Genomic DNA, 19,722 nt, shown 5'->3' with positions numbered 1-19,722 from the left:
CTCCTGCTCCAGCCAGGCGCTCACCCGGTCAGCGAGACGTCCTTGGACCAGAACAACAGCTTGCGCTCCATCCACGACGTCGCGGCGTAGATGATCACGCCCATCACCATGAGGTTGAACAGCAGCGCCCAGACCGCCGGTACGTTGAACTGCGAACGGGCCAGGATGATCAGGGCGCCCAGACCGTTCCGCGACCCCACGAACTCGGCCACGATCGCCCCGATGAGCGCGAACACCGAGCCCACCCGCAGCCCCGCGAAGACGTAGGGCAAAGAGCGGGGCAGCCGGACGTACCGGAACAGCTGCATGCGACTGGCCCCGAGGGACCGCAGCAGATCGTACTCGTCCCGGTTAGTAACCTTCAGACCCTGGAGCGTGTTGATCAGGATGGGAAAGAAGGTGACGAGCGCGACGATGACCGTCTTGCCGAGCTGACCGAAGCCCAACCACAGGATGATGATCGGCGCGATTGCGATCTTCGGCATCGTCTCGACGGCGATGATCAGCGGCATCACCACCCCCTCGAGCCCCTTGATCAGCACCAGAACGGCGGCCACGAGGAACGACGCCGCCGCGGCCAGCAGAAAGCCGATCACCGTGGCACTGACCGTCGAGCGAACGTCCTCGCGGAAGCCCGGTGTCTGCCACTGGTCGACGAAGGCGGCGTAGACGTCGGTGGGAGCCGGGATGATCAGGTCCGATACCCAGCCGTTCCGTGAGGCGATCTGCGCCGCGATCAGGATCGCCAGTGCGAGCACCACGGTGCCGAGGCGCTGCTTGACCACCTCCGGGCGCATCCGGCGCGCGCGCCGGGCTGGCGGAGCCGCGCCCACCGCAGTCTCCTCGGACCGCTGACTCATCAACTGCGACTGGGTCATGGTCGGCCCCTCCCGGAGTCGCTCATCAGTGTCGCGTTGAGCTCCTCCTTGAGCTGGACCTCCAACGTCCGGAAGCGCTCGTTGGCGAGCAGCGCGAGGTTGCGCGGCCTCGGAAAGTCGACCTCGACATCCTCGATGATCCGGCCGGGACCGCTCGACATGACCAGGACGCGGTCCGAGAGCCACACAGCCTCCTGGATGGAGTGCGTAACGAACAGGATCGTCTGCCTGAGTTCCCGGGCGATCTGTTGCAGCAGCGTGTTCATGCTGTCGCGGGTGATCGCGTCGAGGGCGCCGAAGGGCTCGTCCATGAAGACGAGGTCCGGCTCGTGCAGCAACGCGCGGGCCAGCGAGGCGCGCTGCTGCATGCCGCCCGAGAGCTCCCCCGGGTACTTGTCCTCCGTGCCGCCGAGCCCCACGAGCTCGAGCAACTCGCGGGCCCGCCTCGTCGCGGGCTTCATCTCCAGGTGCAGGACCCGGGCTGGCAGGAGGACGTTCTGCAGCACGGTCCACCACGGCAGCAGGGTGGAGGTCTGGAAGACCATCCCGTACCTGCCGGGCAGCGCAGGGCCGCCCGTCCCGTCGTAGTCGATCGTCCCGGACGTGATGGGCAGGAGGCCGGCGCACGCCTTGAGCATCGTGCTCTTGCCGCAGCCGCTGGGGCCGACGAGGGACACGAACTCACCGGCGCGGACGTCGAAGGAGACACCCTTCACGGCGAGCTTGGAGCTCTCGTCGTCGCCGTAGGACTTATCCACGTCCGTGACCCGCAGGCGCACCGCGGAGTCGGTGGGCAGGGGATGTCCGCCGTCGCCGAGAGGATTCCTCTTGGCAGTCATGGGTCTCCTGATCTGCAGAACGCCCCCGACCATCAGCCCTCTACCATTCTGCAGTCTGCGGCAGCCTTCTCGATCTCTGCGACGTCGAAGTCGTTCATGTCGTCGAGCAGCGAGGGGTCCCAGATCTCCTCTACCGGCAGGGGCTTGGCGAGCTCGCCGCTCTCCACCGCGATGTCGATGCGTTCCTGCACCGTCCGCTCCGCGACACGGCCCCACTGTTCGTCGACGGGGAACTGGCTCTTGAGCCGCGACATCAACGACTCCACGCCGTCCTTCACGGCCTGGTCGTCGGCCACGCCGGCCGGCTTGGACTCGGGGTAGACCTCCCACTGGATCTTGAGCGCGCACTCTGGGTTGGCCTTGGTGAAGACCGCGGCCTTCGCAAGCCCACGGCCGAACGTCACCAGGGTCTCCCGCTGCCCCTTGATCATTGTCGCCGGTGCGGCGATGCCGCCCAGCCAGCCGAAGTCGTCGATGGGGGAGTCGATCCTCCGGATCTCGTGACCAAGGGCCTCGATCTGGCCGTAGACCGAGTCATAGCCGATGTAGGCCGCGATGCGACCCGACTTGAGCGTCTCGTATGCCTCCGCCCCGACTCCCACGGCGACGATGTCGACCGAGTTCGGGTCGAGGCCCTCGGCTTCCATGACGCCCTTGAGCAGTCCGGCGCCATCACCGGCCAGGCTGAACGTGCCGACCGTCTTTCCCACCAGGTCGTCGAGCGAGTCGATGTCGCTGTCGGGCATCACGACTGGCCAGTACGGGTTGTTGGGGATGTAGCTGTAGAAGACCTTCAGGTCGGCGCCGCCGTTGACGACGGCGGCCATGGCGCCCATCGTGCCGCCGGAGCCGACGTCCGTCTTGCCCGTGGCGACCGCGGTCATGACCTCGCCGGTGCCGTTGTAGGCGTCGAACGTGACGTCCAGCCCCTCGTCGGTCCAGTACTCGAGGTAGGTCGGCACAGCGGCGTAGTAGGCGGAGCCGGGCAGGTCCGGGTTGGTCACGCCGAACGACAGGCTGGTGGTCTCCTCGCCCCCCGCGATCGTCTTCCCGTCGCCGCCGGCGGTGTCGGACTCGCTGCCGCAGGCGACCAGCGTGAGGGTGAGGGCGCAGGCGCCGGCAGCAGCACGAGCTCCGCGCGACGTGATAGTCGATCTCATCAGAAACGCTCTCTTTCGGTCGACGGCGTAGTTGCCGTGTACGAGGGTGTCGCAGCTGCGGGCTCATGAGTCCGAGACCGGGATCCTGAGACGCGGCGGTCGCTTCCGGAGCGGCCTACTTTCGAATTCGTATCCCAAACTGCGAAGCCATGCGGTGAGCAGGGTCACAGTGGCCTGCACGAAAGTCAAGGCCCCTGACCCCGGCCGGCTCTGCGCACCCCCGCGCCGTGACGCGGGTTGACTGGTGCCGCTGCGCGTGATGACATGACGATACAAATTTCGAAGCACGATTCGATTAGATGAAGGACATGCCCGTGCCCCACACCAAGTCGGCCGCTGCGCCGACCGGGTTCCAGCCCGCGTACGAGGCCACGGCCGCGCTGCTGGTCGACCTGGGTGTCCACGACGTCTTCGGGCTCATGGGCGACGACACGGTGCGGCTCGTGTCGGCGCTCGTGGACCGCGGCGTCCGGTACCACGACGCCCGGCACGAGAACGCCGCCGTGGCCATGGCGGCCGGCTACGCGAGCACAACCGGTGCTCTCGGCGTGTGCGTCATCAGCCGGGGGCCCGGCACCACGAACGCGCTCACCGCCCTGGCCAACGCGGCCCGGGGCGACGCCACTCCTGTCCTCGCCATCACGGGGGACGAGTGGGTGCACCCGCCGGCGAACAGCGTCCTGCTGCCAGACGGCAAGGCGCTCGACATCGCCGTCGTAGGTGCGGGCTGCGGCTTCCCGACGTTCACGCCGCAGACCGCCCGGTCGCTCCCGCACGCCGTGCTGGACGCGGCAGGTGCGGCGATGCGCGGGCACACGGTCCTGCTGACGATCCCGCGCGACCTGTTCGAGGCTCCCGTGGAGCTGCCAGCCAGCACGGCCACCGGACCTGGTCCGTCCCCCGCACCGCTCCCGGCGCGCCAGCAGTCCATCGACGCGGCTGTCGCCATGATCTCCCGGAGCCGTCGGCCGATGATTGTCGCCGGGGCAGGGGCCTGGTCTGCGGGCGCCACGTCGGCGCTGGTCGAGCTGGCCGACAGGATCGGCGCCGTCCTGTCGACCTCCCTGCGCGGCATCGGCATGTTCGCGGGGCACCCGCTCAACGCCGGCCTGATCGGATCGTGGTCGCATACGGCTGGACGACGCCTGATGGACGAGGCGGACTGCGTCCTGACCTTCGGTGCGAGCCTGAACCTCAAGAGCACCAGCGACGGCAGCGGGCTGCCCACCGCACCGGTGGTGCACGTGGACAGCGACCGCGCAAGTATCGGGCGCTTCTACTGGGCCGACGTGGCGGTGGTGGGCGACGCGCGCGTGGTCTGCGAGCAGCTCCTCGCCGCGCTGCCGGAGCGCAGCCCGGAGGACAAGCCGTTGCACAGCGCCGAGAACATTGAGCTGCTCGCCCGCTTCGATCCGGCCGCCGACTTCGAGGCGGCGAGCACCCGGTGGGCGATCGATCCGCGGACCCTGATCCTGGAGCTCGACCGGCTGCTGCCCGACGACCGGGCCGTCGTAACCGACAACGGCAACTTCTTCGGCTTCATCCCGCCACACATGAGGGTGCCGTCGCCGGACCGCTTCAAGCTCAGTTCCGACTTCTCTACGATCGGCCTGGGGTTCGGAACGGCCATGGGCGCGACGATCGCGCGACCGGACACCTGCACCGTCCTGTTCATCGGCGACGGGGCAATGCTGATGTCGCTCGGTGAGCTGGAGACCCTGGCGCGCCTGGACCTGCCGCTCATCGTGGTGATCATGAATGATGCTGCCTACGGGGCCGAGCGCCACTTCCTCGAGCTGCGCGGGTTCTCGGGCAAGCAGGCCATGTTCCCCGACACCGACTTTGCCGCCTTGGCCGAGGCGTTCGCGCTCGAGGCGGCCACGGTGCGGACCGTGGCCGACCTCGAGGCCCTGGCTCCGCTGCTGGCCACCGGGCGCGTGGGCCCGCTCGTGCTCGACTGCAAGGTCAGCCCGGACGTCGTGGCCGGGTTCCTGTCCGGCCACGTGGCTGGTCGGTGACCGTCATCGCGCCGTTGCCGGCTCTTGACCGTGCCGGGTGACCGAGTATCCTGGAACTAGGAATAAGTTTCCAGTTCCCGAAGAGCGCCTGACGCGCATGAGAGAACCTGTCTGCAGAGGACGCGGGCTCGCGCGTTGCCGGCCGACACGACGGACGGGATGACCGCATGACCGAGCACGTGGTGTGTGACGCGCAGGAGGTTCCCCCCGGCGGCAGTTCGATCGTGACGATCGGCAAGCTCGAGTTCGGGATCTACAACATCGACGGCGAGTACGTCGCGGTGCGCAACCTGTGTCCGCACGCAGGTGCGCCGCTGTGCCGCGGCGTGCTCACGGGCATGGTCGTCTCGGACGGTCCCGGGCAGCGCCGCTGGGAGGCCGACGGCAAGATCCTGCGCTGCCCGTGGCACGGGTGGGAGTTCCGGCTGCCGGAGGGCGAGACGGTGGCGCAGCCCGCCATCAAGGTCCTCACCTACCCGGCGCACGAACAGGACGGGAAGATCGTCGTGAGCCTGCCGGTCCGGCCTGCCGCTCGGGCGGCCGCGGAGGTCGCCCGATGAGCGCCCCCACCGGAACACCGCCGCGCGGCGCCACCGAGCTCACCGGCGGACGGTTGGCCGACCTCGCCCGGACCTCGCTGCACGACCGGGCCGGCTCCGGTCGCACCGTCCGCCACGACGTCGTCGACGCCTCGGTCCAGGTCCGGCCGCGCGAGCAGGCCGACCTGCGCGCGTACCTCCCTCGGGTCTGGGGTGACCGGCGGCTGCCCTCCGGCGAGCGCTACTACTACCCAAACGTGCTGGGCGACTACCTGCGCGAGGCCTACGACGGTGACGGCCCGCCCGGGTCGGACCCCGAGCTGCTCGAGCGGCACCTGTTCGTGGACTCCCCGGTCACCATGGCGGTGCTCAACCCGCTGACCCTGGGGCTGCTCCCCGACATCGACCTGCTCACGGCCATCTGCTCGGCGACCAACGAGTGGCTGGCCAGCACCTGGCTCGACCGTCCCGGTGCGGATCAGCGCTACCGCGGTTCCATCCGGGTGGCACCGGGCGACGCGGAGGCAGCGGTCCGCGAGATCGAGCGCTGGGCCGACGATCCGCGGTTCGTCCAGGTCAGCGTCCCGCTGCAGTCGCTCCAGCCGTACGGCAAGCGCAGCTTCTGGCCGATCTGGCGGGCTGCCGCCGAGCGCGGACTGCCCGTCATGATCCGGGCCGATGCCGAGACCGGTGTCGAGTTCGCCCCTTCCGCCAGCGGCTACTTCCGCACCTTCCTGGGCTTCGCCTCCTACCAGCCGCTGACGCTGGTCAATCACCTTGCCAGCCTCATGGTCGAGGGCGTCTTCGACGACCTGCCCGAGTTCCGCGTGGTCTTCGGCGACGGCGGCTGGGACTTCGCCGCCACGATGATGTGGCGGATGGACAAGGACTACCGGCCGATGCGGCCGGACATGCCCTGGATGTCGCGGCTCCCGTCCGAGTACCTGCTGGACAACGTGCGCTTCGTGTCCCGCCTCAACGAGGGACCGACCGACGACGCGCTGGTCGACGAGTGGGCCGTCATGTCCGACGCAGAGAGGGTTCTCCTTTACGGAAGTGGCTACCCCGCCTGGGACTTCCTGCCGGTCGACGGTTTGCTTCCGTCCGCTGACGAGCACCTGCGCCGCCGGGTCCTGCTCGAAAATGCTCACGACCTCTACCGCGGCCTGCCCACCGGAGGAGACCGATGACGAGCCTGTCCTCGACCACGCACGCGCCAGCGGCCGCCCCCTCCGGCACCAGCGCGTCGGAGACGGTTCCTGTCAAGGTCGTCGACAGCGACATCCACGTGAACCCGCGCAGCGCCGTGGAGCTAGCCGACAGCCTCCCGTCCGAGTGGGCCCACTTCAAGGACCTTCTCTACGGTGGCGGCATCCTCGGGGCGTCGGTCATCTTCGCGCCTCCCAACGAGGGACGGCGGCTGGACGCCTTCGGCAGCGACGGCGGCCCCGCCGGCTCCGATCCAGGGCTGACCGGCCGGCAGCTGTTCGACGAGGCAGGTGTGGACCTGGCGGTCATCATCCCGCTCACCGACAAGTCCGCCGCCAACCCTGAGCACGAGGCGGCGATGTCTGCCGCCAACAACACCTGGCTGGCCAGCTCGTGGCTCGGCGAGTACAACGGCCACGAGCGCTACAAGGGCACGATCCGCGTCAGCTCGGACCCCGACCTCGCGGTGCGCGAGATCGAGAAGTGGGCCGGCCACCCGCACTTCGTGCAGGTCATGCTCAACCCCTACCTCGGTATCCCGCTCGGGCACCGGACCTTCTGGCCGGTCTACGAGGCGGCGTCGCGGGCCGGGCTGGTCGTGTGCACGCACGTCACGCTCCAGCGCCCAGGCCCGGCGCTGCTCACGTCGTCGGGCGCGCCGCGGACTTTCCTGGAGAACCACGCGCAGTTCTCCATGCTCTACGCCGCTCACCTGGTCAGCCTGCTGGAGGAGGGCGTCTTCGGTCGCTTCCCCGACCTTCGCTTCACCTTCGTCGAGGGAGGCTACGCCTGGTGCCTGCCGCTGCTGTGGCGGCTGGACAAGCACTGGCAGTCCCTGCGCTCCGAGGTGCCGGCGCTCGAGCGGAAGCCGTCGGACTACGTCCGCGAGCACGTCTCGTTCACGCGCCAGCCCTACGAGGAGCCGCGCGACATGAAGTACATGGCGCGCGTCATCGAGTGGCTCGGGCCCACGACGCTCGAGTTCGCGACCGACTACCCGCACTGGGACGGCGACTACAGCACGGCAATGGGCTTCCAAGGCGTCTCGCGCGAGGTCCGCGCCCAGATCCTCGGCCTCAACGCGATCGAGAAGCTGCGACTGTCCAGCACCCGCAGCTCCCGGCACTGGAGCGAGTTCCCCGGCGCGACCGGACCCGGTGGCCTCGACGCACCCACCCAGTTTCAACCGCCCGTCCCGCAGTGAGCACGGGACCAATGGACAGTCCGGCACCGACGTCCAATCCACCTGGAGATCCGGCATGAGCGCGACCCAGACAGAAGCGGTTCCGTCCACCGGCGGCGCGGGCTTGCCCCGCGAGCTGGCCAGCGGCGTCTGGTGGCTCGGCTCCTGCCTCGAGAGCTCGGCCTTCGATGAGCCGGTGCACTTTCACACCTCCGCCTACCTCGTCCTGGGCGAGGACCGGACCCTGCTGTTCGACACCGGCCCGGCCGGTGCGTGGGACAAGATCGAGGCCGACCTGGCGCATGTCCTGCAGGGCCGGGCGCTGGACTACATCGTCCCCTCCCACCCCGAAATCCCGCACGCCGGCAGCCTCGACCGGGTCCTCACGACCTACCCGGAGGCGCAGGTGCTGGGCGACCTGCGCGACTACCACCTCTACTTCCCGAACTTCGCTGACCGCATGACGGCGGTCCCCCACGGCACGGAGATCGACCTGGGCGGCGGCTTCGTGTTCGTCGTCCTCGAGGCCGTGATCCGCGACCTGCCCTCCACCGTCTGGGGCTACGAGAAGAAGCAGCAGGTGCTCTTCCCGGTCGACGCGCTCGGTTACGGGCACCTGCCGCAGCCGTCGCGCGACGTCGACGAGCCGCTGCACCGGGTCGGGGAGTGCGCGCTACTTGCCAGTGAGCTCGACCACCCGCCGGACCTGGACCTGGCCACCCACCTGACGAAGTCGTCGCTGTTCTGGAGCCGGTTCGTGCGGATCGACCAGTACTTCGACCGGTTCGACGCGCTGCTCGAGAAGTACCCCACGCGGCTGCTCGCCCCGGCGCACGGCAGCGTCGTAGACGACCTCAACGTGATCATGCCGGTCCTCAAGGCCGCCCATCGCAAGGCGTTCGTCGGCTGAGCCGGCGCAACGACCCGAGGAAGGAGACCCGCGTGCAGCTCGTGGACCTGACGCACCACTTCACCGACGGCATGTTCGGGCTCACGACCCTCCCCCCGATCCGGGTGACCCGGCTGAAGTCTCTGGACAGCCACGGCGTGAACGTCACGCACCTGGACTGCGCCGTCCACTCCGGCACTCACCTCGACGCGCCCGCGCACTTCATCCCGGGAGCCGAGAGCATCGAGGAGCTGTCCCTCGACCGCGTCAGCGGACCGGCGATCGGCATGGCCGTGGCGTGCGGCCCTGATCACGAGATCACCGCCGACGAGCTCCGGACTGCCGATCCAGGTCTGCAGCCCGGCGACATCCTCTTGCTGCGCACCGGCTGGTCGCAGTACTTCTCGACCGATCGCGAGACCTACCGCCGGCACCCCTGGCTGAGCCACGACGCCGCCCATTGGCTGGTGGACCAGCAGCTGAAGATGGTGGCTATCGACGTCCCGTCCCCCGACCGGCCTGAGCACCTGCGGCCGGAGGGGTTCGACTTCCCCGTCCATCACACGCTTCTCGGCGCCGGCGTCCTGATCGCCGAACACCTCAAGGACCTTGAACTCGTCGTCGGACGCCGCGGCCGGGCCTTCGCCTTCCCGCTGAGGATCGACGGCTCGGACGGGTCCCCCGTGCGCTTCGTCGTCGAGCTGTGACCACCACCCGACGACCCGTGACAACGAGCCCCGGCAGCTGGAAGAGAGGACGGCTCCGATGAGCCCTACCCAGACGGAGGCCTCGACCGAGACCGCGGCGGCGCTGGTGGAGCTGGTGCCCGACGCGCTCTACCTCCTGGGCAGCAGCATCGCGCTGGACGGACGGATCAGCTGGGTACCTCCGGAGGCCCGCGGGTGGCAGCCGTCGAACTGCTACGTGCTGCTCGACGACGGTCACTGCCTGGTCGTAGACCCCGGACCGGCGGTGCTCGGCGACGTCGTGGTCGAGCAGCTGCAGCAGCTGCTCCCTGCCGGCTCACCGGTAAGCATCTTCGTCACGCGAGCGGAGCCGGACACGACCGGCGGCATCGGCGCCATCGCCCGTGCATTCCCGGTGGACCGCCTTTATGCCGGGGGCGGCCCGAACCCGTTCGACTCCTTCGAGGCAGCCGGGGAGGTGCAGTTCGGCGACCGGCGGGAGCGCATCCAGCTCGAGCGCATGCCAGCCGGTTTCCGGATGCCGGTTGGTCCGGCCCGGGACCTCCAGGTGATCCCGCCCAGCCTCCGGCTGCTGGCGACCTGGTGGGCTTACGACGCCGCCACCGCGACCCTGTTCACGTCGGACTCCTTCACGCACACCCTGAACGAGCTGGCGGACGGCCCACGCCGGCTGACCGCGGCGATGCCTGCGCAACAGGACCCGACGCAGGTCGCCGGTCACCTCACCTCGAAGTTCGAATGGCTGCGCCACGCCAAAACGACAACCTTGCTCGACGGGGTGCGGGCGCTATTCGACGAGTACGACGTCGGCCGCATCGCCCCGGCCCACGGGCTCGTCCTGGAGGGCCGCGACGTGGTGCACCAGCACGTGGAGGCGGTGCTCGAGGTCCTGACCGATCTCGCGTCGTGACACCGGGTGTTCCGCTGTACACGCCGATCCGCACGATGACGGAGGACCAGGACACATGAGAGTCGTTGTCGATCGAGAGCTCTGCAAGGAGCACGGCCAGTGCACCCTGGCGGCCCCGAAGGTCTTCACGCTGGCCGAGGAGGGCCTGGAGTACGACGCCGACCCGGGTCCTGACCTGCTCGACGACGTCGAGGCGTCCATCGATGCCTGCCCCGTCCAGGCCATTTCCCTCGAGGAGTAGCCGTGGTCGACCAGCTCGTCGTCGTCGGCGGGTCTCTCTCGGGGCTCCGGGCGGCGGAGTCGCTGCTGGCGGCAGGCTTCCCGGGCACCGTCACCGTCATCGGTGAGGAGCCGGAGCAGCCGTACAACCGGCCCGCCCTGTCCAAGCAGGCGCTCACGCAGGCGGAGGCCTACGAACTCGAGCTCTTCCGGCGCAAGCCCAGTTGGGACCGGATCCAGTGGCGGCTGGGTCGCGCGGTCGTTGGCGCAGCGATCGGCGACGGCCAGCTCGACCTCGCCGACGGCGAGCAAATTCCGTTCGACGGCCTGGTCGTGGCCACCGGTCTGCGTCCCCGCCGGCTGGCCGCTCCGGGGCCCGCCGCCGGCCGGTATGTCCTGCGCACCGCGGGTGACTCGCGCGCCCTGCGCCGTGTCCTATCGCCGGGGGCCCGAGTCGTGGTCGTCGGCGGCGGCTTCCTTGGCTGCGAGGTGGCTGCGTCCGCTTCAGTCCGAGGGTCCGACGTCACGCTGGTCATCCCTCAGCGGCGCCCGCTCGAGCAGCACCTCGGCGGCGAGTTGGCCGACGTTGTCGCGCGGCGCCACGCCCGGCACGGCGTGCAGATCCGTACCGAGCAGGCCGTCGTTGGCCTCCGGGGCGAGGATCGCGTCGAGGGCGTCGTGCTCGGGTCGGGCGACGTGCTCGCCGCCGACGTGGTCGTCGAGGCCGTCGGGTCGAAACCCAACGTTGACTGGCTCGCGGGGAACGGGCTCGACCTCGAGGACGGGGTCCTGTGTGACAATTCCCTGCGGGCTGTAGGGGGGGACCGGGTGGTGGCCGTCGGCGACGTCGCCCGCTTCCCCCATCCCCTCTACGGCGACCGGCCCCGTCGGATCGAGCACTGGAACATGGTCCCCGAGACGGCCAAGCGGGCCGCCCACTCGCTCGTCGCCGAAATGGGCTACGGCTCTGCGCCCGACAAGCCCTTCGTGCCGATCCCCTCGTTCTGGACCGACCAGTACGACCTTCGGCTGCAGGCCTTCGGGAACCCCGCCTCAGGGCTGCACGACACGCGGGTGCTGCACGAGGGGCCGGACCACGAGCTCGTCGTCGGCTACCACCTCGACGGCACCCTCGTCGGCGTCGCCGGACTGGGGGCGGTCAAAAGTCTGCTCCCCCACCGCGCCGAGTTGGTCGCCCGCGCCGACGCGCTGCAAGCGGTCGCCGCCTGAGCCGGGCCCGGAGGCTCGGGCGAGCGGTCAGCGACCGGTCCAGCGGGCCGGCCGCTTCTCGGCGAAGGCGGCGGCCCCTTCGCGCGCGTCCTCGGACGCCAGGACCTCAGCGGTGATCTCGTCCTGGCGGTCGAAGCTGTCCTGCGCTGACCAGTCGCGCTGAGCCAGGATCACGCGCTTGCTGGCCGCGACCGACAGCGGCGCGTTCGCGATGATCTGCTCGGCCAGCAGTCTGCTCTCGGCCAGCGCCTGCCCCGGCGCGACGATCCGGTTCACCAGGCCGAAGTGGTGCAGCCGCCCAGCATCGACCGGGGCGCCCGTCAGGGCGAGCTCCATCGCCACGCGCTGCGGGACCAGGCGGGGCAGCCGGATCAGCCCGCCCGCCGCGGCCGCCAGGCCGCGACGGGCCTCTGGCAGGCCGAACTGCGCCTCGCTCGAGGCGACCACCAGGTCGCAGGCCAGGACGGCCTCGAACCCCCCGGCCAGCGCGTACCCCTCGACCGCGGCGATGAGCGGCTTGTCCGGTGGCGTGCGCGCGATGCCCAGGATCCCCCGGCCCTTCACCCGCGGGGACTCTCCGCGCAGGAAAGCCACCAGGTCCATTCCCGAGCAGAAGGTCCCGCCGGCGCCGGTGAGGATCCCGACGCGCAGGTCATCCCGCGCGTCGAGCTCGTCCACGGCGGCGCAGACGCCGTACGACACATCGCGGTCGATGGCGTTCTTCACCTCGGGCCGGTTGAGAGTGATCACCATCAACCCGTCGTGGACGTCCACCAGGACCTTGGGTGTCGGCATGGTGCTCAGTCTCCCGCTGCTGCGCCGGCGTCAGCGACGCGGCGGGAGAAGACCGGGCGCGGCTGAGCGGTGCCGTCGCGCGTGAAGCCCAGCTGCACGGGCAGGCCCAGACACAGCCCGTCAGCCTCCGGGAAGCGCCCCAGCACGCGCACGCCCTCCTCCATGTCGACCGTGAGCAGGACGTACGGCACCTCGTCTGCGAATACCGGGTCGTAGGGATGGTGCGCGACGGTCCAGCTGTGCACCGTCCCGCGTCCAGTCGCGACCAGCGGCCCGACCTCGAAGGACGTGCACCGCGGGCACAGCACCTGCGGGTAGTGCCGCACCAGCCCGCAGTGCAAGCACTGCTGGAGCACGAGCTCCCCCCGCTCGGCGCCCCTCCAGTAGTCCGCTGCCAGTCCGGCCACCGGCCCTCCGTCGCTCATCCGCGTCCCCGTGCCATGACGGCCAGTCCGCCGTCGCCCATGTCGCCGTAGCCGGTGGCCAGACCCACTTCGGCACCCGCCACCTGCGCTCGCCCGGCCTGCCCACGCAGCTGTCGGACGAGTTCCACGATGTGGTTCATCCCCAGCATGTGCCCCTGCGACAGCAGCCCCCCGTGGGTATTGGTGGGCAGCGCGCCGTCCAGCCGCAGCCGACCGCCCTCGACGAAGCGGCCGCCCTCGCCCTTGGCGCAGAACCCCAGGTCCTCCAGCTGGCAAAGCACCACGTAGGTGAAGCAGTCGTAGATCTCGGCGACGTCCATGTCTTCGGGACCGAGCCCGGCCATCCCGAAGGCAACCGGCGCCGCCTTGGCGATGCCGATCCTCGTCATGTCGTCGCGCTGCGTGATGGAGCTCGGCGAGTGCGGGTGCCCCATGGCTACCCCCTGCAGCTCGACGCTGGGCTGGCGGAGGTCCCTCGCGCGCTCGGCCGAGGTGACCACGAAGGCGGCTCCACCGTCGCTCTCCAGGCTGCAGTCGAGCAGGCGGAACGGATCGGCGATCATCCGTGACTGCTGGTGGTCCTCCAGCGTGATCGGCTTTGTCATCACCGCGTTGCCGTGCAGCAGCGCGTGTTCGCGCATGGTCACGGCGATCTCGCCGAACTGCGCGCTGGTCGTGCCGTACAGCTCCATGTGGCGGCGGGCCATCGGCGCGTAGAGCTGCGCCGGTGCTGTGGCGCCGATGGGCCGCTCGAACTCGGTGACGAGGTGGAACTGCGGCATCGAGTGGATGCGGACGCCTGCCCTGGCGCCGGAGCTGACATTGCGCCCGGCCGCGACGAGCACGGTCTCGCACACGCCGGTCGCGATCGCGGCGGCTGCGGCCTGCAGTGCTCCGATGCCGCTGGCCCCACCGTGCGGGATGAGCGCCGAGAAGCGCAGGTCCTCGATCCCGAAGTTGGCGACATACTGCTCGGCCGGCGCTCCGGTGATCCCGACGGGGATGACGCCGTCGATGTCCCGGGGCGTCAGTCCGGCGTCGGCCACAGCCGTGAGCGACGCCTCGAACTGCAGTTCCATCGAGGTCTTCGCGCTCCGGCGCGTGTATTCGGTCTCGCCGATCCCGACGACGGCCGCGGCTGCGCGCAAGGACACTTCAGACACCCGCCCGTGCAGAGGACTCGAGCTCGCGGGCCATCTGCTTGCGGTAGCGCACGGGATCCAGCTCCAGTCCGTACCGCGCCGCCCCTGGGTAGTGGCTGGACAGGAAGGCCTGCTCAGCAGCGATGTCGGCCAGCATCTCATCGCGCGAGGGCAGCTCGGCCTCCCCGCTCACGAGCCGGGCCAGCCACTGCGTCTGCACGTCCATCATGGAGATGTTCGCCCCTCCACTGACGTTGAAGAAGCCGACGAAGTATAGGCCCGGCCAGTCCGGGTGCACGATGCGCCGGTAGGCCTCCAGCCGTCGACCCACGACGGGTGAGATCTCTGGCGACAGGAACGGCAGGTCCACCTCGTAGCCCGTCGCACCGATCACCACGTCGACGTCGATGCTGTCGCCGTCGCTGAAGGTCACCGTCCGTCCCGAGACCCCCATGACGCCCGGCTTGACCAGGATCTTGCGGTAGGCGACGTAGGACATGTAGGTGGCGCTACTCGCCGGGTGGGTGCGCGTCACCGGGGTGCGAAAGCCCCATTTCTCCATGGGGCCGTTGAAGATGCGGCTGATCGTCCGCAGGACCTGGCGCTGCACGACCCACGGCATCCAGGGCTTCATGACCTTGGCCAGCACGCGCGCCGTCGGCACGCCGAACATCATCCTCGGCATGATGAGGACCGGTGAGCGAGCGGCGCTGTACGTGCGGGCCGCCACCGGCGCCAGGTCCGCTGCGATGTCGAGCCCGCTGTTGCCGACGCCGACGACCAGCACGGTTTTGCCGCGGAACGGCTCGGGCTCGCGGTAGTCGTGCGAGTGCAGGTATTCGCCCGCGAACTGCGCGGCCCACTCCGGGTGCGCCGGCACGCCCTGATGACCGGAGCTGACGACGACGGCGTCGAACTCCTCCGTCCTCCCGTCCTGGAGGCGCACCGCCCAGCCCGCCTCGGGCGCTCCACCGAGCGGTGACACGTCGACGACGCGGCAGTTGAAGCGGATGTGCGGGCGGATCCCGCACACGTCCGCCACCCGGTCGAGGTAGTCGCTGACCTCCCGGTGCGAGGGAAACAGCGACGACGTGTCCTCGAACGGCAGGCCGCGGAAGTGGGTGACCCGAGGCTCGGAGTTGATGTGCAGCGAGGCGTACGCCGCGCTGAGCCCGTTGTCGTTGTCGTAGACCCAAAGGCCGCCGACGTAGGAGCCCAACTCGAACACGGTCACCTCGTGCCCGGCCTCCAGCAGGTGCCGCGCAGAGCTGAGACCGGCTGCCCCGGCGCCGATGACCGCGACGCGTGCGCTGCAGCTCATCCGAGGTCGGGCGCGGCGCCGGCAGTCTCCTCGCCCGAATCGGCCAGCTCGAACCAGAAGTCTGTGACCGCGCCCTCCGGCTTTTCCTGGAAGCGCACGACCAGCGGGGTCCCGACGGTCAGCCGGCCGGAGGCAGCTTTGACGTCCGAGAGGTCCATACCCTTCACGTAGCCCACGACGGCGGTGTCCGCCCCGTCGAGCAGCGCGTACGCCAGCACGTACGGCGGTGCCACCCGCATGCCGGGGAAGGCCTCGTACACGATGGTGAACATCTCCAGTACACCGGTGTGGCCGACCTCCACGTACTCCTCGGTGGCGACGTGATCGCGGTCGCAGAAGGACCGGGCCGGGAACAACACTCGCGTGCACACCGGGCACCGACGCCCGAGGAGCTTCTTGTCCTTGACGCCCTGCAGGAAGCTACCGACGGTCTCGCCCAGGGCGTGCCGGTAGGACAGGTCCCAGGTCTGCTCGAAGAACACCGGCTCGGACGTGGTCTGCGGCGTAGTGACGGTCATCGGGCGATCTCCTCGAGGTGGTTGGCCAGGACCAGGGATGCGTAGAACTGGTGGTCGCCACCGATGGCGGTGGCCAGACCCACCGAGGCGCCGGGCACCTGGTGGGCATCTGCCCGTCCGGTCACCTGCAAAGCGACCTCAGCCGCCCTGACAAGTCCGGTGACGGCGATCGGGTTGGTCGCCAGCGTGCCGCCGGAAGGGTTCACGACGGGCCCCTCTGCGCCGAGTGCGAACTCCCCCGCGGCGATGCGGCCGAAGGACTCGCCCTTGCCGCAGAGGCCGGCGGCCTCGATGGCATGAAGCTCAACGCTCGAGAACGGCGCGTACAACTCGGCGACGTCGATCTGCGAGCAAGGGTCGTTGATGCCCGCCTGGTCGTAAGCGCTCTGGATCGCGTCGCCGAGCGCGTCGGCATCGGCGTGGTCGCCGACGTTCGCTGGTCCCACCCGGTCACCCATCCAGAACGTCTCGCTACTCTGGCCGATACCCCGCACCCAGGCGACCGGCTTGTCCAGCCGGCGGGCATATCGCTCGCTGACCAGGACCACAGCGGCGGCGCCTGTCGAGGACGGGCACAGGTCGGCGAGCTTCAGCGGCCACGAGATCATCCGGGTGCCGAGCACCTCGTCCTCAGTGATGGTCTTGCGCAGATGGGCCTTGGGGTTCAGTGATGCATGCCGGCGGTTCTTCACCGTGACGCGCGCCATGTCCCGCTCGTCCGCGCCGTACATCGCGTTGTAGCGCTGAGCGGACAGGGCCAGCATGGTGATCGTGTTCAGCGGGAACGGCCGCTCGTAGGCGACGTCCCACATCTTGTTGAGCACCGATTGCGCGGAGTTGGACTCCGAAACCCGGTCGGCGCCGGTCACCAGCACGACGTCGAACATGCCCGAGGCGACCTGCATGTAGCCGGCCTGGACGGCGGTGAGGCCGGTGGCGCCACCGGTGTTCACCCGCATGAAGGGCTTGCCCTGCGCCCCGAGCGCATCGATGCACCAGCGCTCGCCGTTGCCGATGCCGATGAGCGCATCGGGCGCGAGCGGGACCACGACCGCCTCGACGTCGTCCATCGTCAGACCCGCGTCGTCGAGGGCGAGCATCGCGCCCTCGCGGACGAGCTCGGGGTAGGTGACGTCCGTGCGCGTCTTCTGGAAGGCGGTCTGCCCGACTCCCACGATCCCGACGTTGCCCATCAGGCTGCCGCTCCCTGCTCGGAGGTGAACGCCACGACTGCGGCGCCCTGGCCGGCCAGCCCGTGGAGGGCCGCACCGACGGCGCTGGTCGGCTGGGGGGTGACCTGCACCTCACCCGCCCGGCCCCGCACCTGCTGGGCCGCCGCGAGCAGCCTGAGCACACCTGCGGCGTTGCCGGGGTTCGCGAACAGGTTGCCGCCCGAGGGGTTCACGACCGGGGCGCTGCGCGTCACCACATCGGCGCCCTTGCCGTCCGGGGCCAGGCCGAGCGCCTCGAGCGCGGCAAGCAGCCCCACCGAGCTGATCTGCTGCACCTCGACGACATCGGCCGAGGCAGCGGAACCGCCAGCTCCCAGGGCCATTTCGGTCGCCGCCTCGAGCGCCTCGAAGCGGGTCAGGTCCCGCCCGCCCAGGTCGTAGCGCTCGGTCACCCAGCCGACGCCGGAGATCCAGGCCGGCACGTGCTCGGCGGTAACCTCGTCGGCGACCACGAGCACGGCGGCACACGCCGCGTCGCAGCCCTGCGGCAGATCGGCGTCGGTGAGCGGCCACGCCGCGACATGCCCGTCCGTCGTGGAGCCCAGGTCCGGGTGCACACGAGCGGTCTGGCGTGCGCTGGCCTCACGCACGCCCTGCACGACCGCCTCCTCCAGCCCGTGGCGCGCGGCGTAGGCACTTGCCTGCAGCCCGGCTGCCACGACGGACGTCATCCCGAGCGGCCGCAGCAGGAAGGGCTCGGCGCCCAGCAGATCTGCGTGGGCGGAGTCCATGCTCTCGGACTCCTTGCTCCAGACCACGACCAGCACGCGTCGCGACTGCCCCGCCCGCAATCGCAGGTAGCCGTAGATGAGGGCGTGCTCGCCGGCGGACGTGATGGTGGTGACGTCTCGTCCGACACCGCCGGCCGCGCCGTTGGTGACCATGCTCTCGATCACCCGGCCCTCGACCTGATCCGTCGTGGAGAGCATCACCGCATCGATGTCGGCGATCGTGAGGCCCGCGTCGGCGAGGGCGGCGCGAGAGGCGTCGAAGACCATCTCTTCCAGGCTCTGATGCGCGACGTCCCGTTGCAGGCGGGTCTGTCCGACCCCGACCAGTGCCACTGCTGCTGTGCTCAAGGGCGTGCCTTCCCGGCGTCTGGGACGCCTGCTGAGCGCGGTCCTCCGCAGGAGTACCGGCGTCACGTGCCTTCCAAGGTACTGAACAAATCTTCCAATAGTCGAACAGTGACATGGGCGCGGCAGTCACGTCAAGGTCCCCTTGACGTGGCTGAGCCCAAGCAGGCGCGAGTTGACAGCCAGCCGATGGCAATGCGAGATTCGAGTAACGGAAGAGTTCTACCAATTTCGCGCTGGCCCGGAAGGACGATGTGATCCCTAGGAGCCTGTTCTCCGCCGAGCACGAGATGTTCCGCGACACCGTCCGACGCTTCATCGCGGCCGAGATCTCCCCGCACTACGCGGAGTGGGAGAAGGCTGGAATGGTCCCGCGGGACGTGTGGCTCAAGGCCGGAGCAGTCGGGATCCTGTGCCCGATGGTGCCCGAGGAGTACGGCGGCGGCAGCAGCGACTTCCTGTACAGCGCGGTCGTGACCGAGGAGATGGCCCGGGTCGGCGCCGTAGCTCCCACCTTCTACCTGCAGTCCGACATCGTGGCGCCGTACCTCGTGCACTTCGGCAGCGAGGAGCAGAAGCAGCACTGGCTGCCCGGGATGGTGTCCGGAGAGGTCGTCGCGGCGGTCTGCATGTCGGAGCCCTCGGGAGGCAGCGACCTGCAGAACCTGCGCACCTCCGCCGTCCGCGACGGGGACGACTATGTCGTCAACGGCCAGAAGACATGGATCACGAACGGGCACACCGCAGACCTGCTCGTGCTCGCCTGCCGCACCGAGGAGGTGCCCGGCGCCAAGGGCGTCAGTCTGCTGCTCGTCGAGACCGATCGGCCGGGCTTCACCCGCGGGCGCAGCCTGGACAAGATCGGCTGCAAGGCGCAGGACACGGCAGAACTCTTCTTCTCCGACGTCCGCGTCCCGACGACCAACCTGCTAGGCGGTGCGGGTCGCGGCTTCTACCACCTGATGGAGGAGCTCGCGCAGGAGCGACTTGTGCAGGCCGTGCGCGCGGTGTCCTCGTGCGAGGCCGCGCTGGCCTGGACGGTCACCTATGTACGCGAGCGGGAGATGTTCGGGCAGACGCTGGCCGATTTCCAGAACACCCAGTTCACCCTCGCGCAGCTGCACGCCGACGTGCTGGCGCAGCGCGTCCTGGTGGACCGCTGCCTCGAGCTGCACGTCGCCGGAGGACTGGACTCGCTCGATGCGGCCATGGCCAAGATGACGACCACGCAGCTGCAGGGACGGGTCATGGACGAGTGCGTCCAGCTGTTCGGCGGCTACGGCTACGTGACGGAATACCCGATCGCCCGCGCCTTCGTGGACGCGCGCATGACCCGGATCGGCGGCGGCTCCATCGAAGTGATGAAGCACATCGTGGGCAAGAGCCTGTTCCCCAGGAAGTCCTGAGCGCAGCACCCCGATGAAGAGGAGCA

General features: G+C 69.6%; 20 protein-coding genes. 10 read left to right on the top strand and 10 right to left on the bottom strand.

The genetic code is table 11. From position 1 onward, the window contains the following. Positions 1-20: 20 nt before the first annotated feature. From WD794_08270 to WD794_08260, 3 genes are read right to left on the bottom strand one after another with little or no spacing between them, the layout of a single operon-like run. On the bottom strand, positions 21-878 hold the full coding sequence (locus WD794_08270; GenBank protein MEX2290303.1) for an ABC transporter permease: 858 nt from the start codon (positions 876-878) through the stop codon (positions 21-23). Beyond that, positions 875-1,717 (bottom strand): ABC transporter ATP-binding protein, encoded by an 843-nt coding sequence (locus WD794_08265; GenBank protein ID MEX2290302.1) that lies wholly within the window; start codon positions 1,715-1,717, stop codon positions 875-877. The genes WD794_08270 and WD794_08265 overlap by 4 nt, the downstream gene beginning before the upstream one ends. A 32-nt stretch (positions 1,718-1,749) precedes the next feature. After that, the gene (locus WD794_08260) at positions 1,750-2,877 is read right to left on the bottom strand and encodes an ABC transporter substrate-binding protein (protein MEX2290301.1); all 1,128 of its coding nucleotides are present in this window, start codon (positions 2,875-2,877) and stop codon (positions 1,750-1,752) included. A 299-nt stretch (positions 2,878-3,176) separates the two neighbouring features. On the opposite strand from WD794_08260, the gene WD794_08255 reads away from it, so the two are divergent. The 9 genes from WD794_08255 (at position 3,177) to WD794_08215 (ending at position 11,781) form a co-directional block, all read left to right on the top strand. Beyond that, on the top strand, positions 3,177-4,895 hold the full coding sequence (locus tag WD794_08255) for a thiamine pyrophosphate-binding protein (protein MEX2290300.1): 1,719 nt from the start codon (positions 3,177-3,179) through the stop codon (positions 4,893-4,895). Between the two features lie 167 nt (positions 4,896-5,062). After that, a complete protein-coding gene (locus tag WD794_08250) occupies positions 5,063-5,455 on the top strand; it encodes a Rieske (2Fe-2S) protein (protein ID MEX2290299.1) in 393 nt (130 codons plus the stop codon). Beyond that, a complete protein-coding gene (locus WD794_08245; GenBank protein ID MEX2290298.1) occupies positions 5,452-6,624 on the top strand; it encodes an amidohydrolase family protein in 1,173 nt (390 codons plus the stop codon). The genes WD794_08250 and WD794_08245 overlap by 4 nt, the downstream gene beginning before the upstream one ends. Then, entirely contained in the window at positions 6,621-7,847 is a 1,227-nt protein-coding gene (locus WD794_08240; protein MEX2290297.1) for an amidohydrolase family protein, read from the top strand. Before WD794_08245 ends, WD794_08240 begins: the two co-directional genes overlap by 4 nt. A 55-nt stretch (positions 7,848-7,902) precedes the next feature. After that, entirely contained in the window at positions 7,903-8,736 is an 834-nt protein-coding gene (locus WD794_08235; GenBank protein ID MEX2290296.1) for an MBL fold metallo-hydrolase, read from the top strand. Positions 8,737-8,768: 32 nt separating this feature from the next. Beyond that, positions 8,769-9,422 carry a cyclase family protein gene (locus tag WD794_08230; GenBank protein ID MEX2290295.1) on the top strand — a complete coding sequence of 218 codons (654 nt, stop codon included), beginning with the start codon at positions 8,769-8,771 and terminating at the stop codon, positions 9,420-9,422. Positions 9,423-9,480: 58 nt separating this feature from the next. Next, positions 9,481-10,332, top strand: coding sequence for a hypothetical protein (locus WD794_08225; GenBank protein ID MEX2290294.1), 852 nt, complete (start codon positions 9,481-9,483; stop codon positions 10,330-10,332). Between the two features lie 55 nt (positions 10,333-10,387). After that, positions 10,388-10,573: a ferredoxin gene (locus WD794_08220; GenBank protein ID MEX2290293.1), complete on the top strand. Its 186-nt coding sequence runs from the start codon at positions 10,388-10,390 to the stop codon at positions 10,571-10,573. Positions 10,574-10,575: 2 nt separating this feature from the next. Further along, positions 10,576-11,781, top strand: coding sequence for an FAD-dependent oxidoreductase (locus tag WD794_08215; GenBank protein MEX2290292.1), 1,206 nt, complete (start codon positions 10,576-10,578; stop codon positions 11,779-11,781). Positions 11,782-11,808: 27 nt separating this feature from the next. Here WD794_08215 and WD794_08210 read toward each other — a convergent pair whose 3' ends face one another. The 7 genes from WD794_08210 to WD794_08180 are packed head-to-tail and all read right to left on the bottom strand — an operon-like array spanning position 11,809 to position 18,212. Further along, positions 11,809-12,576, bottom strand: coding sequence for a crotonase/enoyl-CoA hydratase family protein (locus tag WD794_08210; GenBank protein ID MEX2290291.1), 768 nt, complete (start codon positions 12,574-12,576; stop codon positions 11,809-11,811). Positions 12,577-12,581: 5 nt separating this feature from the next. Next, complete coding sequence (locus WD794_08205; protein MEX2290290.1) at positions 12,582-13,001, bottom strand: OB-fold domain-containing protein; 420 nt, start codon at positions 12,999-13,001, stop codon at positions 12,582-12,584. Next, positions 12,998-14,155 carry a transporter gene (locus WD794_08200; GenBank protein MEX2290289.1) on the bottom strand — a complete coding sequence of 386 codons (1,158 nt, stop codon included), beginning with the start codon at positions 14,153-14,155 and terminating at the stop codon, positions 12,998-13,000. The genes WD794_08205 and WD794_08200 overlap by 4 nt, the downstream gene beginning before the upstream one ends. A gap of 1 nt (position 14,156) precedes the next feature. Next, complete coding sequence (locus WD794_08195) at positions 14,157-15,464, bottom strand: FAD-dependent oxidoreductase (GenBank protein ID MEX2290288.1); 1,308 nt, start codon at positions 15,462-15,464, stop codon at positions 14,157-14,159. Next, positions 15,461-15,982 carry an OB-fold domain-containing protein gene (locus WD794_08190; protein MEX2290287.1) on the bottom strand — a complete coding sequence of 174 codons (522 nt, stop codon included), beginning with the start codon at positions 15,980-15,982 and terminating at the stop codon, positions 15,461-15,463. The genes WD794_08195 and WD794_08190 overlap by 4 nt, the downstream gene beginning before the upstream one ends. Next, entirely contained in the window at positions 15,979-17,175 is a 1,197-nt protein-coding gene (locus WD794_08185) for a thiolase family protein (GenBank protein ID MEX2290286.1), read from the bottom strand. Before WD794_08185 ends, WD794_08190 begins: the two co-directional genes overlap by 4 nt. Then, entirely contained in the window at positions 17,175-18,212 is a 1,038-nt protein-coding gene (locus WD794_08180; GenBank protein MEX2290285.1) for a hypothetical protein, read from the bottom strand. The genes WD794_08185 and WD794_08180 overlap by 1 nt, the downstream gene beginning before the upstream one ends. 335 nt (positions 18,213-18,547) lie before the next feature. On the opposite strand from WD794_08180, the gene WD794_08175 reads away from it, so the two are divergent. Continuing rightward, positions 18,548-19,696, top strand: a complete 1,149-nt coding sequence (locus tag WD794_08175) for an acyl-CoA dehydrogenase family protein (GenBank protein MEX2290284.1) — start codon at positions 18,548-18,550, stop codon at positions 19,694-19,696. The last annotated feature ends 26 nt before the right edge of the window (positions 19,697-19,722 follow it).

Source organism: Mycobacteriales bacterium (genome assembly GCA_040902655.1).
Lineage (GTDB): Bacteria > Actinomycetota > Actinomycetes > Mycobacteriales > SCTD01 > SCTD01.
This window is presented reverse-complemented; position numbering and strand designations above follow the sequence as displayed.

Coding starts and splice junctions, on each gene's coding strand:
- WD794_08270 (MEX2290303.1), bottom strand. CDS start 878: ATGACCCAGTCGCAGTTGATGAGTCAGCGGTCCGAGGAGACTGCGGTG.
- WD794_08265 (MEX2290302.1), bottom strand. CDS start 1,717: ATGACTGCCAAGAGGAATCCTCTCGGCGACGGCGGACATCCCCTGCCC.
- WD794_08260 (MEX2290301.1), bottom strand. CDS start 2,877: ATGAGATCGACTATCACGTCGCGCGGAGCTCGTGCTGCTGCCGGCGCC.
- WD794_08255 (MEX2290300.1), top strand. CDS start 3,177: ATGAAGGACATGCCCGTGCCCCACACCAAGTCGGCCGCTGCGCCGACC.
- WD794_08250 (MEX2290299.1), top strand. CDS start 5,063: ATGACCGAGCACGTGGTGTGTGACGCGCAGGAGGTTCCCCCCGGCGGC.
- WD794_08245 (MEX2290298.1), top strand. CDS start 5,452: ATGAGCGCCCCCACCGGAACACCGCCGCGCGGCGCCACCGAGCTCACC.
- WD794_08240 (MEX2290297.1), top strand. CDS start 6,621: ATGACGAGCCTGTCCTCGACCACGCACGCGCCAGCGGCCGCCCCCTCC.
- WD794_08235 (MEX2290296.1), top strand. CDS start 7,903: ATGAGCGCGACCCAGACAGAAGCGGTTCCGTCCACCGGCGGCGCGGGC.
- WD794_08225 (MEX2290294.1), top strand. CDS start 9,481: ATGAGCCCTACCCAGACGGAGGCCTCGACCGAGACCGCGGCGGCGCTG.
- WD794_08220 (MEX2290293.1), top strand. CDS start 10,388: ATGAGAGTCGTTGTCGATCGAGAGCTCTGCAAGGAGCACGGCCAGTGC.
- WD794_08210 (MEX2290291.1), bottom strand. CDS start 12,576: ATGCCGACACCCAAGGTCCTGGTGGACGTCCACGACGGGTTGATGGTG.
- WD794_08205 (MEX2290290.1), bottom strand. CDS start 13,001: ATGAGCGACGGAGGGCCGGTGGCCGGACTGGCAGCGGACTACTGGAGG.
- WD794_08195 (MEX2290288.1), bottom strand. CDS start 15,464: ATGAGCTGCAGCGCACGCGTCGCGGTCATCGGCGCCGGGGCAGCCGGT.
- WD794_08190 (MEX2290287.1), bottom strand. CDS start 15,982: ATGACCGTCACTACGCCGCAGACCACGTCCGAGCCGGTGTTCTTCGAG.
- WD794_08185 (MEX2290286.1), bottom strand. CDS start 17,175: ATGGGCAACGTCGGGATCGTGGGAGTCGGGCAGACCGCCTTCCAGAAG.
- WD794_08180 (MEX2290285.1), bottom strand. CDS start 18,212: ATGGTCTTCGACGCCTCTCGCGCCGCCCTCGCCGACGCGGGCCTCACG.